The 22,721-nt window shown below is 60.2% G+C and carries 16 protein-coding genes; 11 read left to right on the top strand and 5 right to left on the bottom strand.

Features of this window, described 5'->3' with window-relative positions; all coding sequences use genetic code 11:
* Positions 1 to 348: 348 nt before the first annotated feature.
* Together AC07V9_RS22685 and AC07V9_RS22690 are read left to right on the top strand one after the other, a co-directional pair.
* Positions 349 to 1,449, top strand: coding sequence for a WD40/YVTN/BNR-like repeat-containing protein (locus tag AC07V9_RS22685; protein ID WP_495017880.1), 1,101 nt, complete (start codon positions 349 to 351; stop codon positions 1,447 to 1,449).
* A 27-nt stretch (positions 1,450 to 1,476) separates the two neighbouring features.
* Positions 1,477 to 3,858: an efflux RND transporter permease subunit gene (locus AC07V9_RS22690; RefSeq protein WP_495017881.1), complete on the top strand. Its 2,382-nt coding sequence runs from the start codon at positions 1,477 to 1,479 to the stop codon at positions 3,856 to 3,858.
* Positions 3,859 to 4,021: 163 nt separating this feature from the next.
* Here the strand turns inward: AC07V9_RS22690 and AC07V9_RS22695 are convergent, their stop codons facing one another.
* Both AC07V9_RS22695 and AC07V9_RS22700 read right to left on the bottom strand, forming a co-directional pair.
* Positions 4,022 to 4,873 (bottom strand): 3-hydroxybutyryl-CoA dehydrogenase, encoded by an 852-nt coding sequence (locus AC07V9_RS22695; protein WP_495017882.1) that lies wholly within the window; start codon positions 4,871 to 4,873, stop codon positions 4,022 to 4,024.
* Positions 4,874 to 4,887: 14 nt separating this feature from the next.
* Complete coding sequence (locus AC07V9_RS22700; protein WP_495017883.1) at positions 4,888 to 6,072, bottom strand: acetyl-CoA C-acyltransferase family protein; 1,185 nt, start codon at positions 6,070 to 6,072, stop codon at positions 4,888 to 4,890.
* Positions 6,073 to 6,257: 185 nt separating this feature from the next.
* On the opposite strand from AC07V9_RS22700, the gene AC07V9_RS22705 reads away from it, so the two are divergent.
* Positions 6,258 to 7,274: an AraC family transcriptional regulator gene (locus AC07V9_RS22705; protein ID WP_495017884.1), complete on the top strand. Its 1,017-nt coding sequence runs from the start codon at positions 6,258 to 6,260 to the stop codon at positions 7,272 to 7,274.
* 35 nt (positions 7,275 to 7,309) lie between these two features.
* Here AC07V9_RS22705 and AC07V9_RS22710 read toward each other — a convergent pair whose 3' ends face one another.
* Positions 7,310 to 10,870, bottom strand: coding sequence for a glycosyltransferase (locus AC07V9_RS22710; protein ID WP_495017885.1), 3,561 nt, complete (start codon positions 10,868 to 10,870; stop codon positions 7,310 to 7,312).
* A 348-nt stretch (positions 10,871 to 11,218) separates the two neighbouring features.
* Between AC07V9_RS22710 and AC07V9_RS22715 the strand changes: the two genes are divergently transcribed.
* The 8 genes from AC07V9_RS22715 (at position 11,219) to AC07V9_RS22750 (ending at position 17,730) form a co-directional block, all read left to right on the top strand.
* A complete protein-coding gene (locus AC07V9_RS22715; protein ID WP_495017886.1) occupies positions 11,219 to 11,797 on the top strand; it encodes a class I SAM-dependent methyltransferase in 579 nt (192 codons plus the stop codon).
* Positions 11,794 to 12,642 (top strand): phytanoyl-CoA dioxygenase family protein, encoded by an 849-nt coding sequence (locus AC07V9_RS22720; protein WP_495017887.1) that lies wholly within the window; start codon positions 11,794 to 11,796, stop codon positions 12,640 to 12,642. Before AC07V9_RS22715 ends, AC07V9_RS22720 begins: the two co-directional genes overlap by 4 nt.
* 263 nt (positions 12,643 to 12,905) lie before the next feature.
* Complete coding sequence (locus AC07V9_RS22725) at positions 12,906 to 13,112, top strand: acyl carrier protein (RefSeq protein ID WP_495017888.1); 207 nt, start codon at positions 12,906 to 12,908, stop codon at positions 13,110 to 13,112.
* 32 nt (positions 13,113 to 13,144) lie between these two features.
* Positions 13,145 to 14,215: an aromatic ring-hydroxylating oxygenase subunit alpha gene (locus AC07V9_RS22730; protein WP_495017889.1), complete on the top strand. Its 1,071-nt coding sequence runs from the start codon at positions 13,145 to 13,147 to the stop codon at positions 14,213 to 14,215.
* Positions 14,212 to 15,303 carry a 3-oxoacyl-ACP synthase III family protein gene (locus tag AC07V9_RS22735; RefSeq protein WP_495017890.1) on the top strand — a complete coding sequence of 364 codons (1,092 nt, stop codon included), beginning with the start codon at positions 14,212 to 14,214 and terminating at the stop codon, positions 15,301 to 15,303. Before AC07V9_RS22730 ends, AC07V9_RS22735 begins: the two co-directional genes overlap by 4 nt.
* The gene (locus tag AC07V9_RS22740; protein WP_495017891.1) at positions 15,304 to 16,065 is read left to right on the top strand and encodes an SDR family NAD(P)-dependent oxidoreductase; all 762 of its coding nucleotides are present in this window, start codon (positions 15,304 to 15,306) and stop codon (positions 16,063 to 16,065) included.
* Positions 16,062 to 16,703, top strand: a complete 642-nt coding sequence (locus tag AC07V9_RS22745) for an acetyltransferase (protein ID WP_495017892.1) — start codon at positions 16,062 to 16,064, stop codon at positions 16,701 to 16,703. Before AC07V9_RS22740 ends, AC07V9_RS22745 begins: the two co-directional genes overlap by 4 nt.
* A gap of 7 nt (positions 16,704 to 16,710) precedes the next feature.
* A complete protein-coding gene (locus tag AC07V9_RS22750) occupies positions 16,711 to 17,730 on the top strand; it encodes a ketoacyl-ACP synthase III (protein ID WP_495017893.1) in 1,020 nt (339 codons plus the stop codon).
* Between the two features lie 58 nt (positions 17,731 to 17,788).
* On the opposite strand, the gene AC07V9_RS22755 is transcribed toward AC07V9_RS22750, so the two are convergent.
* Positions 17,789 to 21,304: a glycosyltransferase gene (locus AC07V9_RS22755; protein WP_495017894.1), complete on the bottom strand. Its 3,516-nt coding sequence runs from the start codon at positions 21,302 to 21,304 to the stop codon at positions 17,789 to 17,791.
* Between the two features lie 121 nt (positions 21,305 to 21,425).
* The gene (gene vioA, locus AC07V9_RS22760) at positions 21,426 to 22,544 is read right to left on the bottom strand and encodes a dTDP-4-amino-4,6-dideoxy-D-glucose aminotransferase VioA (RefSeq protein ID WP_495017895.1); all 1,119 of its coding nucleotides are present in this window, start codon (positions 22,542 to 22,544) and stop codon (positions 21,426 to 21,428) included.
* Positions 22,545 to 22,721 lie beyond the last annotated feature (177 nt).

Genomic DNA, 22,721 nt, shown 5'->3' on the forward strand with positions numbered 1-22,721 from the left:
CCCATGTGAGAGTAGGTCATCGTCAAGATTAAATTCCAGAACCCCATCTGCTCACGCAGATGGGGTTTTGTTTTTGCACGATTAAAAATTCCCAAGGCGGATGGCCTTTTGCTCGTATGTCATCCGACAGCCCACCCCAGCCGCTACAGTTGCCAATCAGTCCCAGTGATAACGCCCCAATCACCGGGCCGTTGCTTAACAAAAGATAACGTCATGTCGATTGTCATACGTTTCCAAAGCTGGATAGGATGGGTTCGCTTCGGAGAGGTCCGCCCGCAGGCTAGAGCGCTTGCAGCAAGGGTCGACCCTCCAGGAGAACCTAATAAAAATAAAGGAAGGGGAAGCTCCATGCGTGAGCCAGTCAAGCGGCGCACTCGGTCCGTGGTCATTGAGAAGAATGACGACTCCCGGACACTACACACGGGCAAGCCCCTGAATGCTGTGTTGTCGTTGTTCATCTCAATGGCCTTCTGCAGTACGGCGCTCGCGGTGGACAGCTCGCCCGCTGATGCCCCCGCCAACGCAGGCGATGCCAGTGTGTTCGCCCTGGAATCCGCCAGAGCTTCCCGCAGTCTGTTGCTGGACGTCACTCATGCAGGCGACCGCATGGTGGTCGTGGGTGATCGCGGTCACATCCTCTATTCCGAAGACCAGGGCAAGACCTGGACTCAGGCCAAAGTGCCCACTCGGCAGCTGCTGACGGCGGTCTATTTTGTCGATGACAAACATGGCTGGGCTGTCGGCCATGATGCGCAGATCCTCGCCAGCAGCGATGGCGGCGTAACCTGGACCAAACAGTTCGAAGACCTCAAGCGCGAAGCCCCCTTGCTGGATGTCTGGTTCAAGGACCTCAATACCGGAATCGCTGTGGGGGCCTATGGTGCGCTGTTGGATACAACCGATGGCGGCCAACACTGGGCAGACATCGGCGATCGCCTGGATAACGAAGACCAGTACCACCTCAACGGCATCACTTACGTCAAAGACGCAGGCCTGTTCATCGTCGGGGAAATGGGCAGCATGTTCCGCTCGGCCGACGAAGGTCAGACCTGGGAAAAACTGGAAGGCCCGTACCAAGGCTCACTGTTTGGCGCTGTCGGCACCTCAGAGGCCAACACGCTCCTGGCTTATGGCTTGCGCGGCAACCTGTTCCGCTCCACGGACTTTGGCAGCAACTGGGAGCCCATCGCGCTGGAAGGTGAACGCGGGCCGCTGGAGTTCAGTATCGCCAACGCGTCGCTGATGCCGGACAACTCAATCGTGCTGGTGGGCAACGGTGGCAGCGTGATGCGCAGCACCGACGACGGTGAGACGTTCACCGTGTCCAATCGGCCTGATCGCCTGTCGCTCGCCGGCGTGACCGAGGACAACAAGGGCAATCTCATTCTGGTAGGTCAAGGCGGCGTTCGCGTCACCTCGCCAACGGGCGCCGACAGCGCTCAACAATAAGAACTGACCAGGCGAGGACGCTTTCAGATGACCAATCTCCATCAGCCTCATGACAAGCCGACACTGCTCGAGCGATTGATCTTCAACAATCGCCCGATCGTGATCGGGATTTGCCTGCTGGTCAGTATTTTTCTGTTCTGGCAGGCGACGCTGGTTCGTCCGTCTACCAGCTTTGAAAAAATGATCCCGCTGGGCCACCCCTTCATCCAGAACATGATGGAGCACCGCAACGACCTGGCGAACCTGGGCAACACCGTGCGGATTTCGGTGCAAGCCAAACAGGGCGACATCTTCTCCAAGGAATACATGGAGACCCTGCGACAGATCAACGACGAGGTGTTCTACATCTCGGGTGTTGATCGCTCGGGCCTCAAGTCACTGTGGAGCCCGAGCGTACGCTGGACCGAAGTGACGGAGGAGGGCTTTGCCGGTGGCGAGGTGATTCCGCAGAGCTACGACGGCTCCCAGGCCAGCCTGGACACGCTGCGCAACAACGTTCTGAAGTCCGGCCAAATCGGGCGTCTGGTGGCGAACAATTTCAAATCCAGCATCGTCGACGTCCCGCTGCAGGAGTTCTACCCAGACCCTAACGATCAGAGCAAGCTGCTGCCGCTGGATTACCGCCAGTTCTCCCATCAACTGGAAGAGAAGATCCGCGACAAGTACGAAGCACAGAACCCCAACGTCGATATCCACATTGTTGGTTTTGCCAAGAAGGTCGGTGATCTGATCGACGGCCTGATCATGGTGGTGATGTTCTTCGGCGTGGCGTTCTTCATCACCCTCGTGCTGCTGATGTGGTTCACCCGCTGCACACGCAGCACCATCGCTGTGCTGAGTACCACCCTGATTGCCGTGATCTGGCAGTTGGGGCTGATGCATGTGGTGGGCTTTGGGCTCGATCCCTACTCGATGCTCGTACCGTTTCTGATCTTCGCCATCGGCATTTCCCACGGCGTACAGAAGATCAACGGTATCGCTCTGCAATCCAGTGATGCCGACAACGCGCTCACTGCTGCACGGCGTACCTTCCGCCAGTTGTTCCTGCCGGGGATGATCGCGATTCTGGCCGACGCCGTGGGCTTCATCACCTTGCTAATCATCGACATCGGGGTGATTCGCGAGCTGGCCATTGGCGCGTCCATCGGTGTGGCGGTCATCGTGTTCACCAACCTGATTCTGCTGCCTGTGGCGATTTCCTACGCAGGCATCAGCAAAAGGGCCATTGTTCGCAGTAAAGAGTCTGCGGTTCGCGAACACCCATTCTGGCGTCTGCTGTCGAATTTTGCTGCCCCTAAAGTCGCTCGGGTGTCGGTGATCCTGTCGCTGCTCGCCCTGGCTGGCGGCCTCTGGTACGGCCACAACCTGAAGATCGGTGACCTCGATCAAGGTGCGCCGGAGCTGCGTCCCGACTCGCGCTACAACCAGGACAACAACTTCATCATCAACAACTATTCCACCAGCTCCGACGTGCTGGTGGTGATGGTCAAGACCCCGCCCGAAGGCTGCTCGGCCTATCAGACGCTGTCAGCGATCAACGAGCTCTCGTGGAAGATGGAAAATACCCCCGGCGTGCAGTCGGCGATCTCGCTGGTCACGGTGTCCAAGCAGGTGATCAAGGGCATGAACGAGGGCAACCTGAAGTGGGAGTCGTTGTCGCGCAACAAGGACGTGCTCAACAGCTCTATCTCCCGCGCTGATGGTCTTTACAACAACACCTGTTCCCTCGCGCCGTTGCTGATTTTCCTCAATGATCACAAGGCAGAAACCCTCGACCGCGCCGTGCATGCGGTGCAGGACTTCGCCAAGGCCAACAACAAGGAAGGGCTGGAATTCCTGCTGGCTGCGGGCAACGCCGGAATCGAGGCCGCGACCAACGAGGTGATCAAGCAGGCCGAGTTGACCATCCTGATTCTGGTGTACATCTGCGTGGCGGTCATGTGCATGATCACCTTCCGCTCGTGGGCCGCGACGCTGTGCATCGTCCTTCCACTGGTGTTGACCTCGGTGCTTGGCAACGCGCTGATGGCGTTCATGGGCATTGGCGTGAAGGTTGCGACCTTGCCGGTGGTGGCCTTGGGCGTGGGGATCGGCGTCGATTACGGCATCTACATCTACAGTCGTCTGGAAAGCTTCTTGCGCGCGGGTCTGCCGCTGCAAGAGGCGTACTACGAGACGTTGAAGTCCACCGGTAAAGCGGTGCTGTTCACCGGCCTGTGCCTGGCGATCGGCGTGTGCACCTGGATCTTCTCGGCCATCAAGTTCCAGGCCGACATGGGGCTGATGCTGACCTTCATGCTGCTGTGGAACATGTTCGGCGCGCTGTGGCTGCTGCCAGCGCTGGCCCGGTTCCTGATCAAGCCGGAGAAGATGGCCGGCAAGGTGGGGAACTCACTGTTCTCCCATTGATGGGCGCTTGGGACGAAAAAAACCGCAGCCTGTGAAGGTTGCGGTTTTTTTATGACCTGTAGGAGCGCGCTTGCCCGCGATGGCGGATGTCCAATCAACATTGCGCTGTCTGACCTGACGCTATCGCGGGCAAGCGCGCTCCTACGGTTTGAGGCGCAAGGCATCAGTTATAAACAAAGAACCCACGCCCGCTCTTGCGTCCCAGATACCCCGCCGCGACCATTTCCTTGAGCAGGGGAGCGGGGCGGTATTTGCTGTCGTTGAAACCCTCGTGGAAGGCTTCGACGATCGACAGCAGTGTGTCCAGACCAATCAGGTCCGCCAGCGCCAGCGGGCCGATGGGCTGATTGCAGCCCAGGCGCATGCCGTCGTCGATGTCCTGCGCGGTGGCCAGGCCTTCCTGCAGCACCAGAATCGCTTCGTTGATCATCGGCACCAGGATGCGGTTGACCACGAAGCCCGGACGGTTGCCCGCGGTGATGGCGGTCTTGTTCAGGCGTTCGGCCAGTTTGATCGCCACCACATGGGTTTCGTCAGCCGTTTGCAGCCCGCGAATGACTTCAATCAGGCCCATCATCGGCACCGGGTTGAAGAAGTGCAGACCAATGAAGCGCTCGGGGTCATTGACGCTGGCCGCCAGTTGAGTGATCGACAGCGATGAGGTGTTTGAGGCAATCACGCAATCGGTGCCGACATGGGCCGCTATCTGCTTGAGCAGGCGCAGCTTGAGTTCGAGGTTTTCGGTCGCCGCTTCAATCACCACCTGCGGCTCGTTGAGTTGCGCGTAGTCGGTGGTGCAACGAATGCGCCCCAGCGCCTCTTTGGCCAGTTCGGCGGTCAGCGTGTGTTTGTTGACCTGGCGCTCCAGGTTCTTGCGCACGGTGGCCAGGCCGCGCTCCAGTGCTGCGTCGCTGATGTCGAGCAGGGTCACCTCGAACCCGGCAACGGCGCACACCTGCGCGATGCCGTTGCCCATGGTGCCTGCGCCGATCACGGCAATGTGGTGCATGGTCATGGCAGCCTCCCCCTTCACACGCGTTCGAAGATCACGGCGATGCCCTGACCGCCGCCGATGCACATGGTCACCAGCGCGTAACGGCCGCCGATGCGGTGCAGCTCATGAATGGCTTTGGTGGCGATGATCGCGCCAGTCGCGCCCACCGGGTGGCCCAACGAGATGCCCGAACCGTTGGGGTTGACCTTCGCCGGATCGAAGCCCAGCTCACGGGCGACGGCGCAGGCCTGTGCGGCGAAGGCTTCGTTGGATTCGATGACATCCAGATCAGCTACGGTCAAGCCCGCACGCTCCAGCACCTTGCGGCTCGCCGGGATCGGCCCCAGGCCCATCATCGACGGCTCGACACCGGCATGGGCGTAAGCCACCAGACGCGCGAGCGGCTTGAGGCCCTGTTCGCGCACGGTGTCGCCGTTGGCCATGATTAACGCGGCAGCGCCGTCGTTCAGGCCCGAGGCGTTGCCAGCGGTGACGGTGCCGTCCTTCTTGAACGCCGTCTTCATTTTTTCCAGTTGCTCGGCGGTGACGTCGCCACGTACATGCTCATCCTGGGCGAAGGTCACAGTGCCTTTACGGGTGGCGATTTCGATCGGCACGATCTGGCCTTCGAAACGACCTTCTGCGATGGCGCGGGCGGCGCGTTGCTGGCTGGTCAGGGCGAGCGCGTCCTGATCGGCGCGGGTGATGCCGTAATTCTCGGCGATGTTCTCGGCAGTGATGCCCATGTGGATGTTGGCGAACGGATCATGCAGGGCGCCGAGCATGTAATCGTAAGCCTGCACGTTACCCATGCGCGCGCCCCAGCGGGCCTGGGGCATGATGTAGGCGCCACGGCTCATGGATTCGGCGCCACCGGCCAGCACGGCCTTGGCGTCGCCCAGGAGCAAGGATTGCGCCGCCGAGACGATCGCCTGCAGGCCTGAGCCGCACAGGCGGTTGACGTTCATGGCCGGGGTTTCCTTGGTCAGGCCGGCTTCCAGGGCGATGACGCGAGACAGGTAGGCGTCACGCACTTCGGTGGGGATCACGTGGCCCATGACCACATGGCCGATGTGTTCGGCGGCCAGCCCCGATTGCGCCAGCGCTGCGCGGCTGACCTGCGTGCCCAGCTCGATGGGCGAGACGTCCTTGAGCGAGCCGCCAAATCCACCGATGGCGGTACGCAATGCGCTGACGACGAAAACTTCGGGATGGCTCATGTCGACTCCTCAAACCTGTTGTATGTCTTGTGGGGGGGACGCGACCGACGGCATTTCGGTCAGGCCCGGTTTGCGGGCAAGTCTAGATCGGCATTGGAGGGCGGCCTATGCCAAAACTGTCCAGATCGGCTGGCGTTCTTTACCATCAGCGTCGTGGCTCATAACGACAACGGGAATGGCAGCTCATGCGGGAAAAGGATTCAGTCTCGATCTACTTTGTCCATCTGGTCACCCACGCCTTGCGTGACCAGCCGCTGCGTTTGCAATCGGTGCTGGAAGGGGCGGGGATCGACATGGCGTTGCTGGACAACCCGGCCGCGCGCGTGCCTGCCAGCGCCTTCGCGGCCCTGTGGCTGATTCAGATCAAGGAGCTGGGCGACGAGTTTTTCGCTCTGGACTCCCACGGCATGCCGCTGGGCAGCTTCGCGCTGATCTGTCGTGGGCTGATCCAGGAGCCCAATCTGGAAAAAGCGCTGCGTCAGTGTCTGGCCAACTTCGGCCTGTTCCTCAAGGATTTTCGTGGCAGCCTGGTGGTGCGCGGCCAGCGGGCCATTATCGCCGTGGACAACCACGCCACCGACCCGGTCAAGCGCCGGTTTGGCGAAGAGACCTTTCTGCTGCTGATGATCAGCCTGTTGTGCTGGCTGGGCGGGCGACGCATCAGCATTGATCGCGCCCATTTTCGCCACACCCGCGAACGGCTGAGCGATGACTCGTTGCTCTGGGGCTTCAATCTGGGGTTCGGCGAGGCGCGCACCGAGGTCGAGTTTTCCAGCCACTACCTGCGTCTGCCGGTGGTGCAATCGCTGCCGTCGCTCAAGTCGTTCCTGCGCACTGCGCCGCAGTGGCTGGTGATCCGCTTCCGCAATCAGCGTGGGCTGGCGTCCCAGGTGTATCAGCGCCTGCGCAGCAGTCATTACGGCCATTGGCCGACGCTGCTGGAGATGGCAGCCGAACTGAAACTCAGCCCGACCACCTTCCGACGGCGACTGGAGCGCGAGGGTTGTGCGTTCCAGGGCATCAAGGACGACGTGCGTCGAGGCATCGCCCAACAGAAACTGCGCGAAACCGACATGAGCGTGGTGGACATCGCAGCCCTGGTGGGCTTCCAGGAGCCCAGCGCGTTTCACCGGGCGTTCAAGAAGTGGACGGGGGAGAGTCCAGGTGGGTATCGCACCCGGCGGGTGGTGCGCGACCTGTGAGTTATCAGGCACCTTGGCACAGCAGGGCTTGCGGATCAGCGCTCAGGCAGCCACGCGTGCTGCCAGGCCTGGATGGCGGCATCATCGAGCATGCCCTCACTGAGCACCTGCTCGCGCAAGCGGTCACCCAGTAGCGCGGCGGTCGACAGGTTCAGGGTATGGGCGCGAATGGCGTCGACCCAGTCGGGCAGTGTGTTGGGCACGCGAATAATCGGCAACTCACCGGCGAATGCCCGCACGTCGCTGCACACCACGGGCACCCCGCAGCTGCCCAGCTGCAGCACGGCGAGCGGGCTTCGACATGTGCTGAACAGGTTATCGACGGCAGGTAGCAGCGCCAGGTCGAGATTCAGCGCGGCCACGGCATTTGGATACTGATCGGCGCCCGGCAATGGGTGATGTTCATGGCTGTAGGAGCGCAACACACCTTGGTGATCGCCCATGACGATCCACTCGACTTCATTGCCGAGCGCTTCGACCACGGGAAGGATCAGGTGCAAATCCTGCGCCTGCCAGTTGTCACTGACCAGCCCAACGCGCGGCTTGTGACCCTGACCGCGCGCGCAGGTCAGGTGGCCCCAGGCATCCGCGCTCAGGCATGACGGCACCAGACGCACATCGGCATGAAATTCCCGGGCAATGTCGGCCAGCATCTGGGTGCAGGCCACGACCCGATCCACTTGTTGCAGGATCACTTGCAGCAGCTCAATCCGCTCGGCACTGAAGGCAAACGCATCATGGCCTGGCGCGTCAGTGGCCAGGTGGACATCGTTGAGATCCAGCACGACGAACACGTCCTCCAGCAGCCGGGCACGGGCGACGGTTTGCACGAATGCCTCGTCGAGACGGGCCTGGAAGACGATGACGTCGGGCTTTAGACGTGCTTGCTCGGGGATCGACAATTGCGCGTTGCTCAGGCTCGCCTCGACGACACCTCGCTGTTCGAGGGCCTGCAGAGGCGCGATGACTCGCTCGTGGGGGGCTGCCCACAGGCCATCAGGATAGGCTAGCACCACCGGCGAGCGACGCCACGCCATCGGACGCCAGACCAGCTGCATGTTCAATTCCAGTTCGATGGACTGCAAATCGAACGACAGATTGGGATTGAACGCCGGGTCGCGTCCGATCAGCGGCAGCCACTTGCGGTACATCGCCAATTGTTCGCCCATGAAGCGCTTGCGCTTGACCTGATGGGCGGCGGTGTCGACGTGGGTCTGGCTGACGCTGCCTTCGTGGATCAAGACCGAGTGAGGGGTCCAGACGTTGAGAAACCCGCGTTCGCCGACTTTAAGACACAGATCGACATCGTTGTAGGACACCACGAACGCGTGCTCGTCCAGCCCGCCGACCTCTTCATAAATGGAGCGGCGGACCATCAGGCAGGCGGCCGTGACAGCGCTGAGGTCCTGATCGACCTGAACCCGCTGCAGGTAACCCTGAATGTGCTGGGGCTCGCCAATGTGTTGATGACCGGCGGGGCCATCCATTCCCAGGCGGACCCCGGCGTGTTGCATACGGCCGTTGGGGTACAGCAGCTTGGCGCCGACCACACCGACTTCCGGGCGGAGCGCGTGATTGAGCAGTTCATCCAGCCAGCGCTCGTGAATGATCGCTGTGTCGTTGTTCAGCAGTACCAGGTATTCGCCCCTGGACTGGGCCGCTGCGACGTTATTGATGCGCGAATAATTGAACGGATGCGGGTAGCGGATCACCCGAACCTGCTGCGAACCCATGGCTTCGATGTGCGCCAGCCATTCGAGGGCTTCGGGGGTTTCGCTGTTGTTGTCGACGATCAGCAGCTCGTAGTGGGGATAGCGGGTCTTGTGCAGCAGGGTTTCGACGCAGCGGCGCAGGAACGGCAGTTGATCCTTGGTGGGGACGATGATCGAGACCAGCGGTTGCGCGGTATGGCCGTAGAGCACGTGGTAACGCCGCGACAGCGTATGCACGACTTCGGCGTTAGGGTAGCCGCGTACCTTGAGATGCCGCAGGAGCGTGTCGATTTCATGAGCATTGGCGGTCGTCGCCGGCAGGTCGCAGACCAGCAGCGGCTCGCAGATGTGAGTGATCCGGTCTGAACCCTCGCGCTCCACCCAGCGCAGAATCAGGTCGAACTCGGCCGCATCGCTGAAATGCGCATCAAAGCCTCCCAGCTCGAGCAGCGTCGTACGCCGCAGCAGCCAGTGAGCGGCGGCCACGAGGGGATAGCTCAACAAATAGTCGAGGTTGAAATCAGCGCGCAACGCCGAGCTCAAGCCACCTTTGGGGTGGCGGAACATCTGGTCGGCGAACGCCAGAGCGCAGTCAGGCGAGCGGGCCAGTTCCAGCGCGCAGGCCGTGAGCCCGAACGGCGTGAATTGCGTGCCCGCATCGACGACCATCAGCCAGTCGAAGTTGTGCTCCTCGACGACCCGGTTCATCAGCCGCGCCATGTCGTGCCCGCTCGACGTTATCAGGCTCAGGCGAGGGCCCAGGGGGCTTTGCGGCAGCGCGCTTGCTGACGAAATCACTACCACGTGGAGCAAGGCAAACAACGGGTTTTGGGGATCGAAACTGTCGAGGGTCCGCTGAACGTTGTCCGGGAGGTTGTCCGCATCCTTGATGATCACCAGCAGCGAAGGAGTGCCCGCTTCGCTGAGGCCCCGGTGGATCTCGGTTTGCTGTGCCGCGGTGGGCGTGCGGTGATTCAGCCAGGCCTGTACCTGTTGCGGATTCAGACGCTGTGGCGCGGGTGCCGACAGGTTGCCCTGCAAATCGAAAGCGGTGAAATCCTGAGCGGCGGCCAGCGGGCGCGTCCCTACCCAGCCGTTGGCCAGTGTGGTGCTACCCCAGCCGAGCTGACGAATCAGGCGGTGAAAACGGTGGACGAATTCGGTGTCCGCACCTGCGATTTCGATGCCTTGGTCGCTGAAGCCGTGTGGGGCGATCCGGCTGGCCGACAGGGTCGAGGGCAGCAGAATCAAATCGCCGTCGTGCAGCAGATGAGCGTACAGCGCCAGCGGGCTCAGCATCCCCAGCGACTCGCCGCTCAGGCAGAACGCGTTGTCCCCCAGCGCCACGAAGTCGTCGCGACGGCACAGCACGCTACTCAGTTCACCGATGAAATTGCAGGTGAACTCGCCCAGCACGGCGACCACCTCGGGCCCGCGCAAGACCGTCGGCTCGGGGACGCGAAAACGCGTGGCCAGATTCTCCGCCAGCAAGGTGCCGTCTGCATCGAGCCACTGACGATGGGCTGATACCAGGCGGGCATCGGGGCTTGCCTGCAGCGCGGTGACCATCTGTTTGATGCAGTCCGGGCCGAGGAGGGCATCACCCGACAGAAACTTGATGTAGCGGCCGGCCGATTCACCGATCCCGCGCAGAAAACACCCATCGGCACCCAGCGGACTCTCGTTGCGCAGGTAGCGCACCGGCCACGGACACGAGGCCCGGTACAGGTCGACGACCATCTCCGCCAGACCATCGCGGGTGTCATCGCAAATCACGATTTCGATCGCGTCGTGGGTTTGCTCGATCACGCTGCGCAAGGCGGTTTCGAAAAACTCGGTGCGGCAGACAGCGATGACGACACTGACCAGTCGTTGAGAATCCATCTTGGTTTCCGTAGATAAAAATTGTCGTGTGCGACGTCCAGGCACGCATTCGCGCAGCCGTCGGCAGGCGCGAAAGCACCCGCCATGAAAATGACGCACAACCTGTAATCGACCTGTGTAGCAATAAGCCGGCCAAGCCCGCCGGGCCGGATCAGGACCCCATCCGGGCGCCTTGTGCGGCAAGGTGCACTCATGACCGTCGAGCGCGTTACCCCTTGAGGCCAAGACAAAAGCGTGTTTGAGTAAATTAATGATCGCCGACGTGGGGCCGATACGCGAAAGACAAGGCGTTTGGCTTCGCGCCGATTACATCTCAATTACTGCCTCGCGCAGACACCAGGATTCATCATGGCGACACCGTCGAAATTCGATAACGATACGTTTCAGCTGGCCCGCGATCACCTCAATGATTTCGTGACTCGCACTGCCCGGTTGCTTGCTGATCAGACAGGTAAGCTGCTGGAAGTGGGACCTCAGGACCGTTCCAAGGTCAGAGAAAGCTTCAGCAACTTCGCTGTGGACACGTTCGATATCGTTGATACCTACGAGCCAACGCTTGTTGGTGATATCACCAAAGTAAACACATTCATTGCTGACAGTGCCTACGACTGTGTTGTGTGTCTTGAGGTCATCGAGCACACGCTCAATCCTTTCGATACGATCAAAGAGTTGCGTCGCGTGCTTAAGCATGAGGGATATCTGTTGATCTCCGCGCCGTTGAACTGGCGCATTCATGGCCCGTCGCCTGATTGCTGGCGTATTACCGAACATGGCTGGAATGTGCTGCTGCGTGACTTTGATATTGTTGAAATCGACATTCTCGAATCGCCGGAGCGTGAGCTGTTTCCGATCAAGTACAATGTGTTGGCACGCTGCAACAAGTTCAAGCAAACCCAAGACAGCGAATTGAAGTTCCGTTTCATATGACGTTGGCGATGAATAATTCGATGGAGGCGTTGCACGCGCTTGTCCCGCAGCTGACTGGTGAGACGTTCGATCCCGATGTGTTTCGCAAGACTGGCGTGTTCATCGTGCGCAATGCCATTGCTCAAGATGTCATCGGTGGGTGGCAGCGTGAGTGGGATGCGTTCTATGCCTCTGTGCTGGAGCGGGGGCGGGATGTCAATCGCGCAAACCCTGTGTCGCTCAACGAGCGGTTGCCGCAGGGGCTTGCGCACCTCTACCGCGAGCCCGTTTTCGCACATACCCTTAAGCCGCTCCTGGGCGATCACATCGCGTTGTACAACCACCGTTTCGTGATCAAGGATGCATTGAGTCCGAACAAGGTGTTCCTGCATCAGGACAGCTGCTATCACGTGGGCAACTTGAACAAGTGCAGTGTTTTCGTGCCGCTGAGTGTCGTGAACAGAGACAACGGTGGCCTGACGTTTCACGTAGGTTCGCATCGTCTGGGCATGTTGGGTGACGCGGGTGAGATTGACCCTTGCAGTTTCGACATGCAATGGCCCACGGTGACCCCGGAACTGGCACCGGGTGACTTCGTCATCATGAACAGCCATCTGTGGCATGAGTCGGGCCCGAACGTGTCAGGCATCAATAGAATCATGGCGGATATGATCTTGCAGCCAGCCGATGATCCCACGGGGCAAGAACTCATCTGCGGCCAATGGCAGACTGATGTGTTCTACTCGCCGAAAAACATCACCCGCCATTTTGTCAGCTCGCGCATTCTCAAGATCGTCAAATACGAAAAGCAACTGGCCCAACTACAGGCTGGCTACCCCAGAAAGCCAGACAGTGAGTCTCAGTGACGCAAGTGCCTTGGCTCCGCTGATGAGGCCAACGCGAGTATAAACTGTGAGCACGCATGTGCAGCCTTTTGGCGGCCGCGAACCTTGATGTCTGACGTGCCGTTTTTTTGTCTCTTGCTCCCTCTCGTATTTTCTCTTCCCCCGCCTGAAAGCCTTGCATCGTATGGCTTTAAAGCCTGTTTTCCGTCTTTGGTTCGGATCTTGCTTCAGTGCAGTCACGCATCGGCGAAGGCGTCCGATCATGTTTTGTGGAGTGGCAAGTGATGGAAGAGAAAGTTGTAGCTTTGATCGAAGAAGCGATGGAAGCGAAGGCTGGCACGCTGACGGTCGATCAGCCGCTGGATTGGGATTCGATTGCGCTGGTGACGTTCATGGCCATGGCCGATGAGCACCTGAACAAGACGCTGTCCGCCTCTCGCCTGAACAAGTGCGTCACGGTCAGGGACGTTATCTCGTTGGTTGCCGAGTAACCCTCTAACGCCCCTGTTTTCTGGACACGATCATGAAACGCACGAAATCCAAACAGATCGCGCCAGCGTTGGTGAAAGCCTACTGGCACCCGCTCTGCCTCAAGTCCCAGGTCGCTGACGACAAGGATTTCGTGCGTTTCAACGTCCTGGATTTCGAGGTGGTCGTGTTCAACGACGCTGGCAACCTCATTGCCTTCGACAACCGTTGCCCGCACCGTGGCACGCGTTTTTTCACCGAAGACAGCGGGCGTCAGAGAATCCTCTGCCCTTATCACGGCTGGAATTATTCGGCAGGGCAGCTGCGCATTCCCGATGCCAAAAGCTTTACAGGCTGCGATATCGGCAAGGCCAACCTGAATTTTTTCAAACTGGCTTACTGCGGTGAGCTGGTGTTCTTTGCCATCGAACCGCGTTCGTCGTTGCTCGACCAGTTGGGCAAGGATATCCACGATCTGCTCGAGCGCACGACGCCCAGCCTTGGAAAGATGTCGGACTTCAACCGCTATGAGTTTGAATCCGACTGGACGATCTCGCTGGAAAACGCTCTTGAGCCGTATCACATCCCGCTGGTGCATCGCGACACGTTGGCCACGCTGAAGCTGGGCCGGGGCGAGAACGTGTTTTATGGCGAAAATTCGATCTGGTATTCGCCTGTCGAGAACGAGCGGGTGGCCCGGCGTCTGGAGAGCCTTTCGCGGTTTTTCGTGCCTCGCGAGGCGTTTGCCGGTTACGCCAGCATTTTTCTGTATCCGTTTTCGATGCTGTCTTCCACGTATGGTTATTCCTGGTCGATGCAGAGCTTTTTTCCGTCTGCGCGCGATGACCGTACCTGGTTTACAAGCCAGTTGTTTCCCTTGAGCGCGGCGTCTGATCGCTACGCGGAAATCGTTTCCACGTTCATGACCTCGACGGCCGAGAACAATCGCGCCGTGTTCGATGAGGATCATTCCATCTGCAAGAGAATTCCTGGTGATACCTGGTCCTGGGATGCCCCCCGTTATTACAGCTCGACGGAAGCCAAGCTTCTGCATTTTCGGGCGTCATGCGCTGAGTGGGCACAGCAGGGCGGTCTCATTGCAACAACTGGCGAGGAGCCCGTATGAGTAGCGTCGCAGGCAGTACCGATGACGCAGTGCGCAGTATTTCCGGGGTCAAGGTGCGGGGTATCGCCTGCGCGTTGCCGGCAACGGTGTCGCAAGTCGCCGACCTGAACACCCGGTTTGGCGAAGACAGTGTGGCCAAGATCATGGCCAGCACAGGCATCGAACGACGCCATGTGGTCGACGACCAATGCACCTCCGATTTGTGTGTGGAGGCTGCGCAACGCCTGTTCGATGATCTGGATGTCGACAAGGCGTCGATCGATACTCTGATTTTCATCTCGCAGACCCCGGACTATGTGCTCCCGGCGACAGCGTGCACGTTGCAGCGCCGCCTCGGCCTGCCGGTGACTACTGCTGCGCTCGACGTCAACATGGGCTGTTCGGGTTATGTCTACGGCCTGTGGATGGCGTCGGCGATGATTGCCAGCGGCGGCAGCAAACGCGTTCTGTTGCTGGTTGGCGACACGATCAGCAAGCTGGTGGCCCCACAAGACCGGTCTGTTGCCGCGCTGTTCGGCGATGCCGGGTCGGCGACCTTGCTGGAGCATGACCCGTCGAATGCCGGCACGCCTTTCGTGCTGGGGACCGACGGCCGTGGCGAGAAGAACCTGGTGGTGCCGGGCGGGGCTTTCCGTGACCGCAGAGGCGCCGACGGTTCGACTTCCGAAGCCGGTGTGCGAGGGCCGTTCGATCTGTACATGGATGGCGCGGAAATCTTCGCGTTCACCCTGGCTCGGGTCCCGCCGCTGGTACGTGCGCTGGAAAAATGCGCCGTCGAGCAACAGCTCTCGATCAACAAGTATGTGTTCCATCAGGCCAACAAATTCATGCTTGAGCACTTGGCGAAAAAAGCCAAAGTGGCGCCCGAGAAGGTCGTGCTCAACCTCCAGCAGGTGGGCAACACCAGCAGCGCGTCGATCCCGCTGGCGCTGAGTCTGGACGCCAATGGCGACACTGCGACCCTGCAAGGCCACTACCTGCTCGCCGGATTTGGCGTGGGGTATTCATGGGCAGGCTGCGTGGTGAACTTCGACAACACCCGGATCAGCCCACTGACCCTGGTTGGTCAAGACAGTAGCGAGGCGTAAGTGCAGATCAATCCTTTTTCGCTGGATGGACAGTCCATTCTGGTCACTGGCGCATCCTCCGGCATAGGCCGCGAGGTCGCGATCTGGCTCAGTCGGCAGGGTGCGCGAATCGTCGCAGTGGCCCGCGATGCACAGCGGCTCGATGAAACCCTCAGCCAGTTGCACGGGCAGGGGCATGCGGCCCACGAGTTTGATTTTCTCGGCGGGGCCGACGTGTCCGCCTGGATGAAAAAACAGGTTCAGGCGTCATCGCCACTGGACGGGCTGGTGCACGCGGCGGGAGTGCAGTTACCGCTGCCGATTCGCGCCATGGGGCTCGAACACTGGGAGAAGATTTTCGCGACCAACGTCACCTCCGGTTTTTCGCTGATCAAGGCCTTCAGGCAGAAGGGCGTGTGTCGTTCCCCGTCGAGCATCGTGATGCTGTCGTCGGTCATGGCGCAGGTCGCCCAACCGGCACTGATGGGCTACTGCGCGAGCAAAGGTGCAGTGGAGTCGATGGTGCGTGCTGCCGCTCTGGAACTGGCCCGCGAAGGCATTCGCGTCAACGCGGTGGCCCCCGGTGTGGTCAGGACCGAGATGGCGCAGAAACTCGAAGGGCTGGTGGGCGAAGACTCCATGGCCGCCATCGAGCGCAAACACCCGCTGGGCCTTGGCCGTCCGCAGGATGTGGCCTATGCCGTCAATTACCTGCTGTCTCCGGCAGCCCGGTGGGTCACGGGCACCTCACTGGTTGTCGATGGAGGTTACCTGGCCGAATGAACGTCAAAAAACTGATCATCGTGGGCGCCGGAGGTCTGGGGCGGGAGGTTCACTCCTGGCTCAAGGACTGGGTCGAGCACAACCCGGGGTACATGATTGGCGGCTTCCTGGACGACGGCAGCCTGTCGCTCAATCGCTTCAATCATTACGCCGACATCCTGTCGACCATCGATGCCTATGAGCCTGCCGACGACGAGCTGCTGCTCATCGCCATCGGCAAGCCGTCCGACAAGAAGTACGTGGTCGAGAAGCTACTGGCCAAAGGCGCGCGGTTCTTCACGCTGATTCACCCGACAGCCATTGTCGGCGAGAACGTCCGGATCGGTCGCGGCGTGCTGGTCTGTCCTTTTTCGGTGTTGTCGGTGGACCTCACCATCGGCGATTTCGTGACCGTGAACTCCCTGTGCACCATCGGCCATGACACCGCCATCGGCGATTTTTCCACCCTCAGTGGCCATTGCGATCTCACCGGTGCCGCGGTGCTGGAAGAAGAAGTGTTCATGGGCTCGCGCTCCTCGGTCCTGCCCAAGGTTCGTGTGGGCAAGGGCGCGGTTGTGGGGGCGGGCAGCGTGGTGTTGCGTGCAGTGAAACCCGGCGACGTGGTGTTCGGCGTGCCGGCCAAGCGGATTTCAGGATAAAGAACCCATGGCCCGTTACGCGCGAATCTGCGAAATAGAATACGAGCTGCCCGAACGCGTGCTGGATAACCAGATGCTGGCGCAGGACTTCCCGGAGTGGGACGTCGAGAAAATCTTCCAGAAAACCGGCATCAATGAACGGCGTATTGTGGCCGATGACGAGACGGCTTCCGATCTGGCGTTTCGTGCCTGCGAAAAACTGTTCGCCAACAGCGACACGGCACGCGATGAGATCGATTGCCTGATCTATTGCACCCAGAGCCCTGACTACATGCTTCCGGCCACGGCGTGCATTCTTCAGCATCGTTTACAGCTGCCGCAGCACTGCGCCGCGTTCGATTTCAACCAGGGGTGCTCGGGCTTCATCTACGGGCTGGGGCTGGCCAAGGGGTTCATCGAGTCGGGGCAGTGCAAGAACGTCCTGCTGATCACCGCCGAGACTTACAGCCGTTACATCAACCCGGGGGACAAGAGCGTTCGTACCCTGTTTGGCGATGCGGCGGCGGCGACCTTGATCAAGGCGTCGGACGAACAGGGGCCGTATCTGGACCGCTTTCGGTACGGCAGCGATGGTGCGGGTGCGCAGAACCTGATCGTGCCGATGGGGGCCGCCCGCAGGCCAATGGTCGCCGGAGAAATCCCCGCCGAGTACGAAGACGACAGCGGCAATGTCCGCTCCGATGCCGACCTGTATATGAACGGCCCGGCGATTTTCGAGTTTTCGATGACCCGGGTCCCTGTGCTGTTCGCCTCGCTGTTCGACGAGCAATTCACGGTCCAGGACTCTGATCTGTTCGTCTTCCACCAGGCCAATCAGTTCATGCTCGAAGCGCTGCGCCGTCGCTTGAAACTGGCGCCGGAGAAGTTCATCACCGAGTTCAAGCACTGCGGCAACACGGTCTCATGCAGCATCCCCATTGCGTTGAAAGAGGCGCTGGAGAAGGGCCAGGTCCAGCGCGGCAAAGTGATTACCGCCGTGGGCTTTGGTGTCGGCTATTCGTGGGGTGGTTGCGTCATACGCTGGTAGGCTAAGGGCAGATACGTCATCCGGAGGGCTCCCTGCAAGGAGCCCTTTTTGTATGCGCTCAATGTTCGAGCAATGCGGTATGCCATCGTTGCAGATGCGCTTCGTCCAGCATCCAGTGGTTCAGCACGTGGTGTTGCAAGGCCTGGCCGAGCCGATTCGACTCGTCGGGATCACTGAGGTGCATCGCAATCGCGTCGATCCACGCCTGAGGCGTGTTGGGTACGCGGGTCAGTGGCAATGTATTGCGCATCCCTTGCACGTCGCTGGCGATGACCGGGTAGCCGCAGGCGCCGAGCTCAAGGGCCAAGCGTGGGCCGCGGTGCTCGCTGAACGGGCTTTCGCCTGCCGGGATCAACGCTATGTTCAGATCAAGAGAGGCAAGGACGCCCGGATACAGCTCACCCTCCACCGCGCTTCGCCATTCATGGATGTAGGGTCGAAGTGATTCGGGGCAGGGGCCCATGATGATCCATTCGACCTCGTTGGCCAGCGCTTTGATCACGTCTTCGATCAATGCCAGCTCTCCCACCTGAGCGGCATTACCCACCCAGCCGATTCGGGGTTTGCCATGAGGCAGGGCGTAGCTATAGCCCTGAATGTCCCGCCAGCGCGATTCGAGGCGATCTTCGATGACATGAATACGCGGATGGAACGAACTCAGCAGGTCGGCCAGCCCGGGGCTCGAAACGATGACCTTGTCCATCAGGGGCAGCCCGGTCTTCAACCCGTGGCGTATCTGTTCGTCCGACGGCGCGCCCGCTCGTTGCGAGGATGAGGCGGGGTATTCGCTGAGATCGTAGATGCGCAACGCCTTGCTCAGCGCTCGGGTGGTGCTCAGGTTGTGCAGCGTCGCGTCGGTCAGCGGATGTTGCAGGATCACCGTGTCGGGCTTCAGACGAGCGAATTCGGTGATGGTCAGTAGATCCGGTGTGATCACGGTCTCGATAGACAGCTCTTCGGCCAGTTGTCTGAGCGGACCTGACAATCGCGTTGTTGATTTTGCCAGGTCGTAGGGATGCGCGAGTACCACCGGCGCAGGCCGCCATGACAGCGGTCGCCAAGTCAGTTCGGTGTTGGTTTCCAGCTGCAGACTCTGGGTTCGGGAGGAGAAGTTGTCGTTGTACGCTGGATCGTGTGCGACGGCGTTGAGCCATTTTTCATAGAACGCCAGCGCGGTTTGCTCCGGCGTCTGAACCCCTGCTGGCGCCTCATGCAGCAATACCGTGTGGGGCGTCCAGACAATCAGCCGTCCCGTGTCTTTGACCCGCAGGCACAGGTCGACATCGCCAAGAACTTCACTGAAGTCACCCTCGTCCATGCCGCCCAGCGCCTCATACAGGGCGGCGCTGATCATCAGGCATGCATCGTTGACCGCGCTGTAGTTCTGATCGACCGCCAGTCGTTGCATGTAGCCGTCACTGGTCGCGCTTTGTCCGCCGAACAAGCGGGTCGCTGGCGCCCCCAGCCCGAGGACAATTCCCGCGTGCTGGATCGTGTTATCCGGGGCCAGCAGTTTGGCACCGACCACGCCGACCTCAGGACGTTGGGCATGGTTGAGCAGGTTGTCCAGCCAGTCGCCGTGCAACACTGCGGTGCGAGGGCTCAGCAGCACCAGATAGTCACCGCTGGCCTGTTGCGCCGCGCGGTTATAGGTGGCCGAGGGTGTCAGGTCAGCGGGACAGCGCAGCACACGCACCTGTTCCAGTTGCATCGCTTCGACGCCGTTGAGCCATTCGACTGCGAGCGGGTCCTGGCTGTCGTTGTCGGCGATGATGATTTCGTAGCGAGGGTAGGTGGTTTTTTCCAGAATGCTTTCTACGCAACGTTGCAGCAGCAGAATCTGGTCGCGGCTGGTGACGATGATCGTCGCCTTGGGCTGCGCGGCGTGACCGTAATGGATCCGGTAGTGCCGTGGCCGTGATTCGATGACCTGACCGTTCGTGTAACCACGAGCGAGCAGGTGGCGTTGCAGCGTCCGCGCTTCATCCGGATTGCTTTCGCCAGGTTCGGGCGAATAGATGACCAGGGGTTCGGCAACATGCTCCAGCCCGCTCAGGCCTTCGTGCTCGATCAATCGAAGAATCAGGTCCAGCTCCATGGCCTGGGGACAATGTTCGTCGAAGCGACCCGCATCCATCACGGAGTAACGGTTGAAGATCCAGTGCCGGGACATGGCTTGCGGAAAACTCAGCAAATAGTCCAGGTTGAAATCCGGTCGCAGCATCACTTCCGAGGAAGGTTCGCTGGTCTGCGCGATTTCATCGGCGAACAGTGCGCGAATGGTCGGTGTTTCGGTGATTATGACAGCGGCCTTGAGGACACCGGCGGCGTTGAGGATCGAACCGGCGTCGATCAGCATGAACCAGTCGAAGCTGTCCTCTTCAAGTACTCTGTTCAATTGTGACGCAGGGTTCTGGCGTGCCACTGGCAAAAAAATGGCGTTGTCCGACGCCTCCGGTTGACCGTTGGCGCCGTCGTATAACACGAAAACCTGGGGCGGCATCCAGCTGCGCATAGTCGTCTCGATACTGGCCAGAGTCCGTTGCAAAGGCAGCGCCCGCCCGTGTAGATCCGTGACGACAATCGCCATACGGGGGGCGCCGTGGTGCGATTGAAAATAGCGGACGATGTGCGGTTTCTGAGGGCCGGTGGGGCGGCGCTTCTCGGTCCATTCCAGAATCTGATCGTGACGCAATTCGGTCACGGATTTTTCCAGGTAATACGCCCGCAGGTTGAAGGCGGCGAAGTTTTCACGATCGCTCAGTGGCGCGATTTTTACATCGCCGTTGCGCCAACGGTCCCGCAGCCATTCGAGCTCTTTGGTGATGCGGTAGTAGTTGGCGTGGCCCTCCCTGGCGATTTTCGGCGTGGCGCGAGCGATGCTGCTGCTTTGCGTATCGGTCATGCGAAACCGGGAAAGCGGGCGCTTGAGCAGCGCCAGGTTGCCCTGGCGCAGTAGCTTCACATAAAGGCTGATGTCGCCCAGCCAATGAATGGTCTGCCCTTTGAGTGACATGATGTCCTGACCGTAGGCCAGCACATCGGCCCGCCGACACATGACCGAGCTCGGCTCACCCATGAAGGTCAAGGGAAGTTCCGACAACAACGCGACCAGCTCGGGACCGTGGATCACTACATCGTTTTCGAAAGGGAAATACGTCAGCAGGTTGTCCGGCAGGAACTCACCGTTTTCATCGAACAGCCGCCGTGTGCCAGCGGCGAGGGAGATGTCCGGATGTCCGTGCAGCAAGGCAACCAGGCTGCTGACACAGTCAGGCTCCAGCATGTCGTCATCGTAGAGAAACTTGACGTATTCGCCTTGGGCTTCGCGCACACCGCGTGCGACGTTCAAGGCTTCGCCCAGCGAGTGCTCGTTGCGGAAATAGCGGATCGGCCAGGGGCTCTGCGGGGTCAGCTGTTGCACCAGGCTGGTGATGCCGTCGTCGCGGCAGTCATCGCAGATCACGATTTCTATCTGCTCGTAGTCTTGCGCGAAAGCGCTGCGCAGGGCGATCTCGAAGTAGGCGGGCTTATAGGCTGGAATGACGATGCTGACCAGGCGTGAAGCGTTCATCTGAATCCTTGACATCTGATGGAGCGGCCTCTGTTTCTTGGCGAAGCGTTCGGGCGCGCGGGCAGGGTGGCTGTGCAGGCAGCGTCCGGTTGACGGGATACATGCCTTGATTCGCCGGTCGCTAAGGGTGTTCGCTCACGGCTGTGCGCAGGACGTCGACGATGCTGGCAAAATCCTGGGGGTTCAGCGCATCGAAAATCGGCAGACACAGGATGCGGCTTGCTGTTTCGGTCGCCACCTTGAGGCCTTCTGGTTTGGCCGACGCCAGGTTGCGATACATCGGGAACGTTGAGATCAGCGGGTAGAAATAACGCCTGACCAGAATGTCTTGGGCGCGGAAGCGTTCGAACAGTTCGTCCCGCGACAGCGGGAAGTCGTCACCGACGACCACCGGAAAGTAGGAAAAATTGTGATCATCGCTTGGCGAGTACAACAAGTGCAGGCCGGGCATGTCGGCGATGACTTCGCGGTACATCGTGTCGATCTGTTTTCTGCGCGCCAGGGCGCCGTCGATGTAGTTGAGCTGCAACAGACCGAACGCGGCGTTGATTTCGCTCATCTTGCCGTTGATGCCTGGCGCGACCACGGTCACCTCGTCGGCGAAACCGAAGTTTTTCAGGTAATCGATACGCTGTTTGGTCTTTGCGTCCGGGCAGACAATGGCGCCGCCCTCGAAGGTATTGAACACCTTCGTGGCGTGGAAACTGAGGACTGAAAGATCGCCGTGACGCAGCAGGCTCTGGCCCTGGTGATGAACGCCAAAGGCGTGAGCGGCGTCGTAGATCACCTTCAGGCCATAGCGGTCGGCGATCTTCTGGATCCGTTCGACGTCGCACGGCGTGCCGTAGCAATGCACCGGCATGATGGCGGTGGTCGCAGGCGTGATGGCTTCTTCGATCCGGTCAGGGTCCAGGTTGAACGAGCCTGGCGCGATGTCCACGAACACTGGCTTGAGGCCATTCCACAGCAGCGAATGGGCAGTGGCCACGAACGAATAGGGCGTGGTGATCACTTCCCCGGTGATGCGCAGGGCCTGCAGCGCAGTCAACAAGGCCATGGTGCCGTTGGAAAACAGGCACAGATGGTCGACCCCCAGATACGCCGCCAGCTCCTTCTCCAGCTTCTCGTGAAACGGCCCCGCGTTGGTCAGGTGGCGGCTTTCCCAAATCTGTTCCAGATAAGGAACGAACGCCTCCAGCGGCGGAAGCAGAGGCTGTGTGACGGGGATCTTCTTACTCATGGGAATCCTGTGCTCCATGTACGCCCCAAGGCGAGGACACAATGCTTGCAAGCTGGCAGGAGCTGTAATACTCGCTGTCATGGAAATGGCGTTTCGTACGCGGTTAGCCGGAAACAGCAAGAACCCGGCCAACCTGCACCTGGCGTAAAGATGCGCTTGATATTCCGAACGCCTGAT

The sequence above is a fragment of the Pseudomonas sp. GW821-FHT02A11 genome, assembly GCF_059421985.1.

Excerpts from the sequence above, each read along its gene's own strand:
- AC07V9_RS22715 (WP_495017886.1), top strand. The coding sequence starts at position 11,219 with ATGGCGACACCGTCGAAATTCGATAACGATACGTTTCAGCTGGCCCGC.
- AC07V9_RS22755 (WP_495017894.1), bottom strand. The coding sequence starts at position 21,304 with ATGAACGCTTCACGCCTGGTCAGCATCGTCATTCCAGCCTATAAGCCC.
- AC07V9_RS22695 (WP_495017882.1), bottom strand. The coding sequence starts at position 4,873 with ATGACCATGCACCACATTGCCGTGATCGGCGCAGGCACCATGGGCAAC.
- AC07V9_RS22700 (WP_495017883.1), bottom strand. The coding sequence starts at position 6,072 with ATGAGCCATCCCGAAGTTTTCGTCGTCAGCGCATTGCGTACCGCCATC.
- AC07V9_RS22725 (WP_495017888.1), top strand. The coding sequence starts at position 12,906 with ATGGAAGAGAAAGTTGTAGCTTTGATCGAAGAAGCGATGGAAGCGAAG.
- AC07V9_RS22720 (WP_495017887.1), top strand. The coding sequence starts at position 11,794 with ATGACGTTGGCGATGAATAATTCGATGGAGGCGTTGCACGCGCTTGTC.
- AC07V9_RS22735 (WP_495017890.1), top strand. The coding sequence starts at position 14,212 with ATGAGTAGCGTCGCAGGCAGTACCGATGACGCAGTGCGCAGTATTTCC.
- vioA (WP_495017895.1), bottom strand. The coding sequence starts at position 22,544 with ATGAGTAAGAAGATCCCCGTCACACAGCCTCTGCTTCCGCCGCTGGAG.
- AC07V9_RS22750 (WP_495017893.1), top strand. The coding sequence starts at position 16,711 with ATGGCCCGTTACGCGCGAATCTGCGAAATAGAATACGAGCTGCCCGAA.
- AC07V9_RS22685 (WP_495017880.1), top strand. The coding sequence starts at position 349 with ATGCGTGAGCCAGTCAAGCGGCGCACTCGGTCCGTGGTCATTGAGAAG.
- AC07V9_RS22730 (WP_495017889.1), top strand. The coding sequence starts at position 13,145 with ATGAAACGCACGAAATCCAAACAGATCGCGCCAGCGTTGGTGAAAGCC.
- AC07V9_RS22690 (WP_495017881.1), top strand. The coding sequence starts at position 1,477 with ATGACCAATCTCCATCAGCCTCATGACAAGCCGACACTGCTCGAGCGA.
- AC07V9_RS22710 (WP_495017885.1), bottom strand. The coding sequence starts at position 10,870 with ATGGATTCTCAACGACTGGTCAGTGTCGTCATCGCTGTCTGCCGCACC.
- AC07V9_RS22705 (WP_495017884.1), top strand. The coding sequence starts at position 6,258 with ATGCGGGAAAAGGATTCAGTCTCGATCTACTTTGTCCATCTGGTCACC.
- AC07V9_RS22745 (WP_495017892.1), top strand. The coding sequence starts at position 16,062 with ATGAACGTCAAAAAACTGATCATCGTGGGCGCCGGAGGTCTGGGGCGG.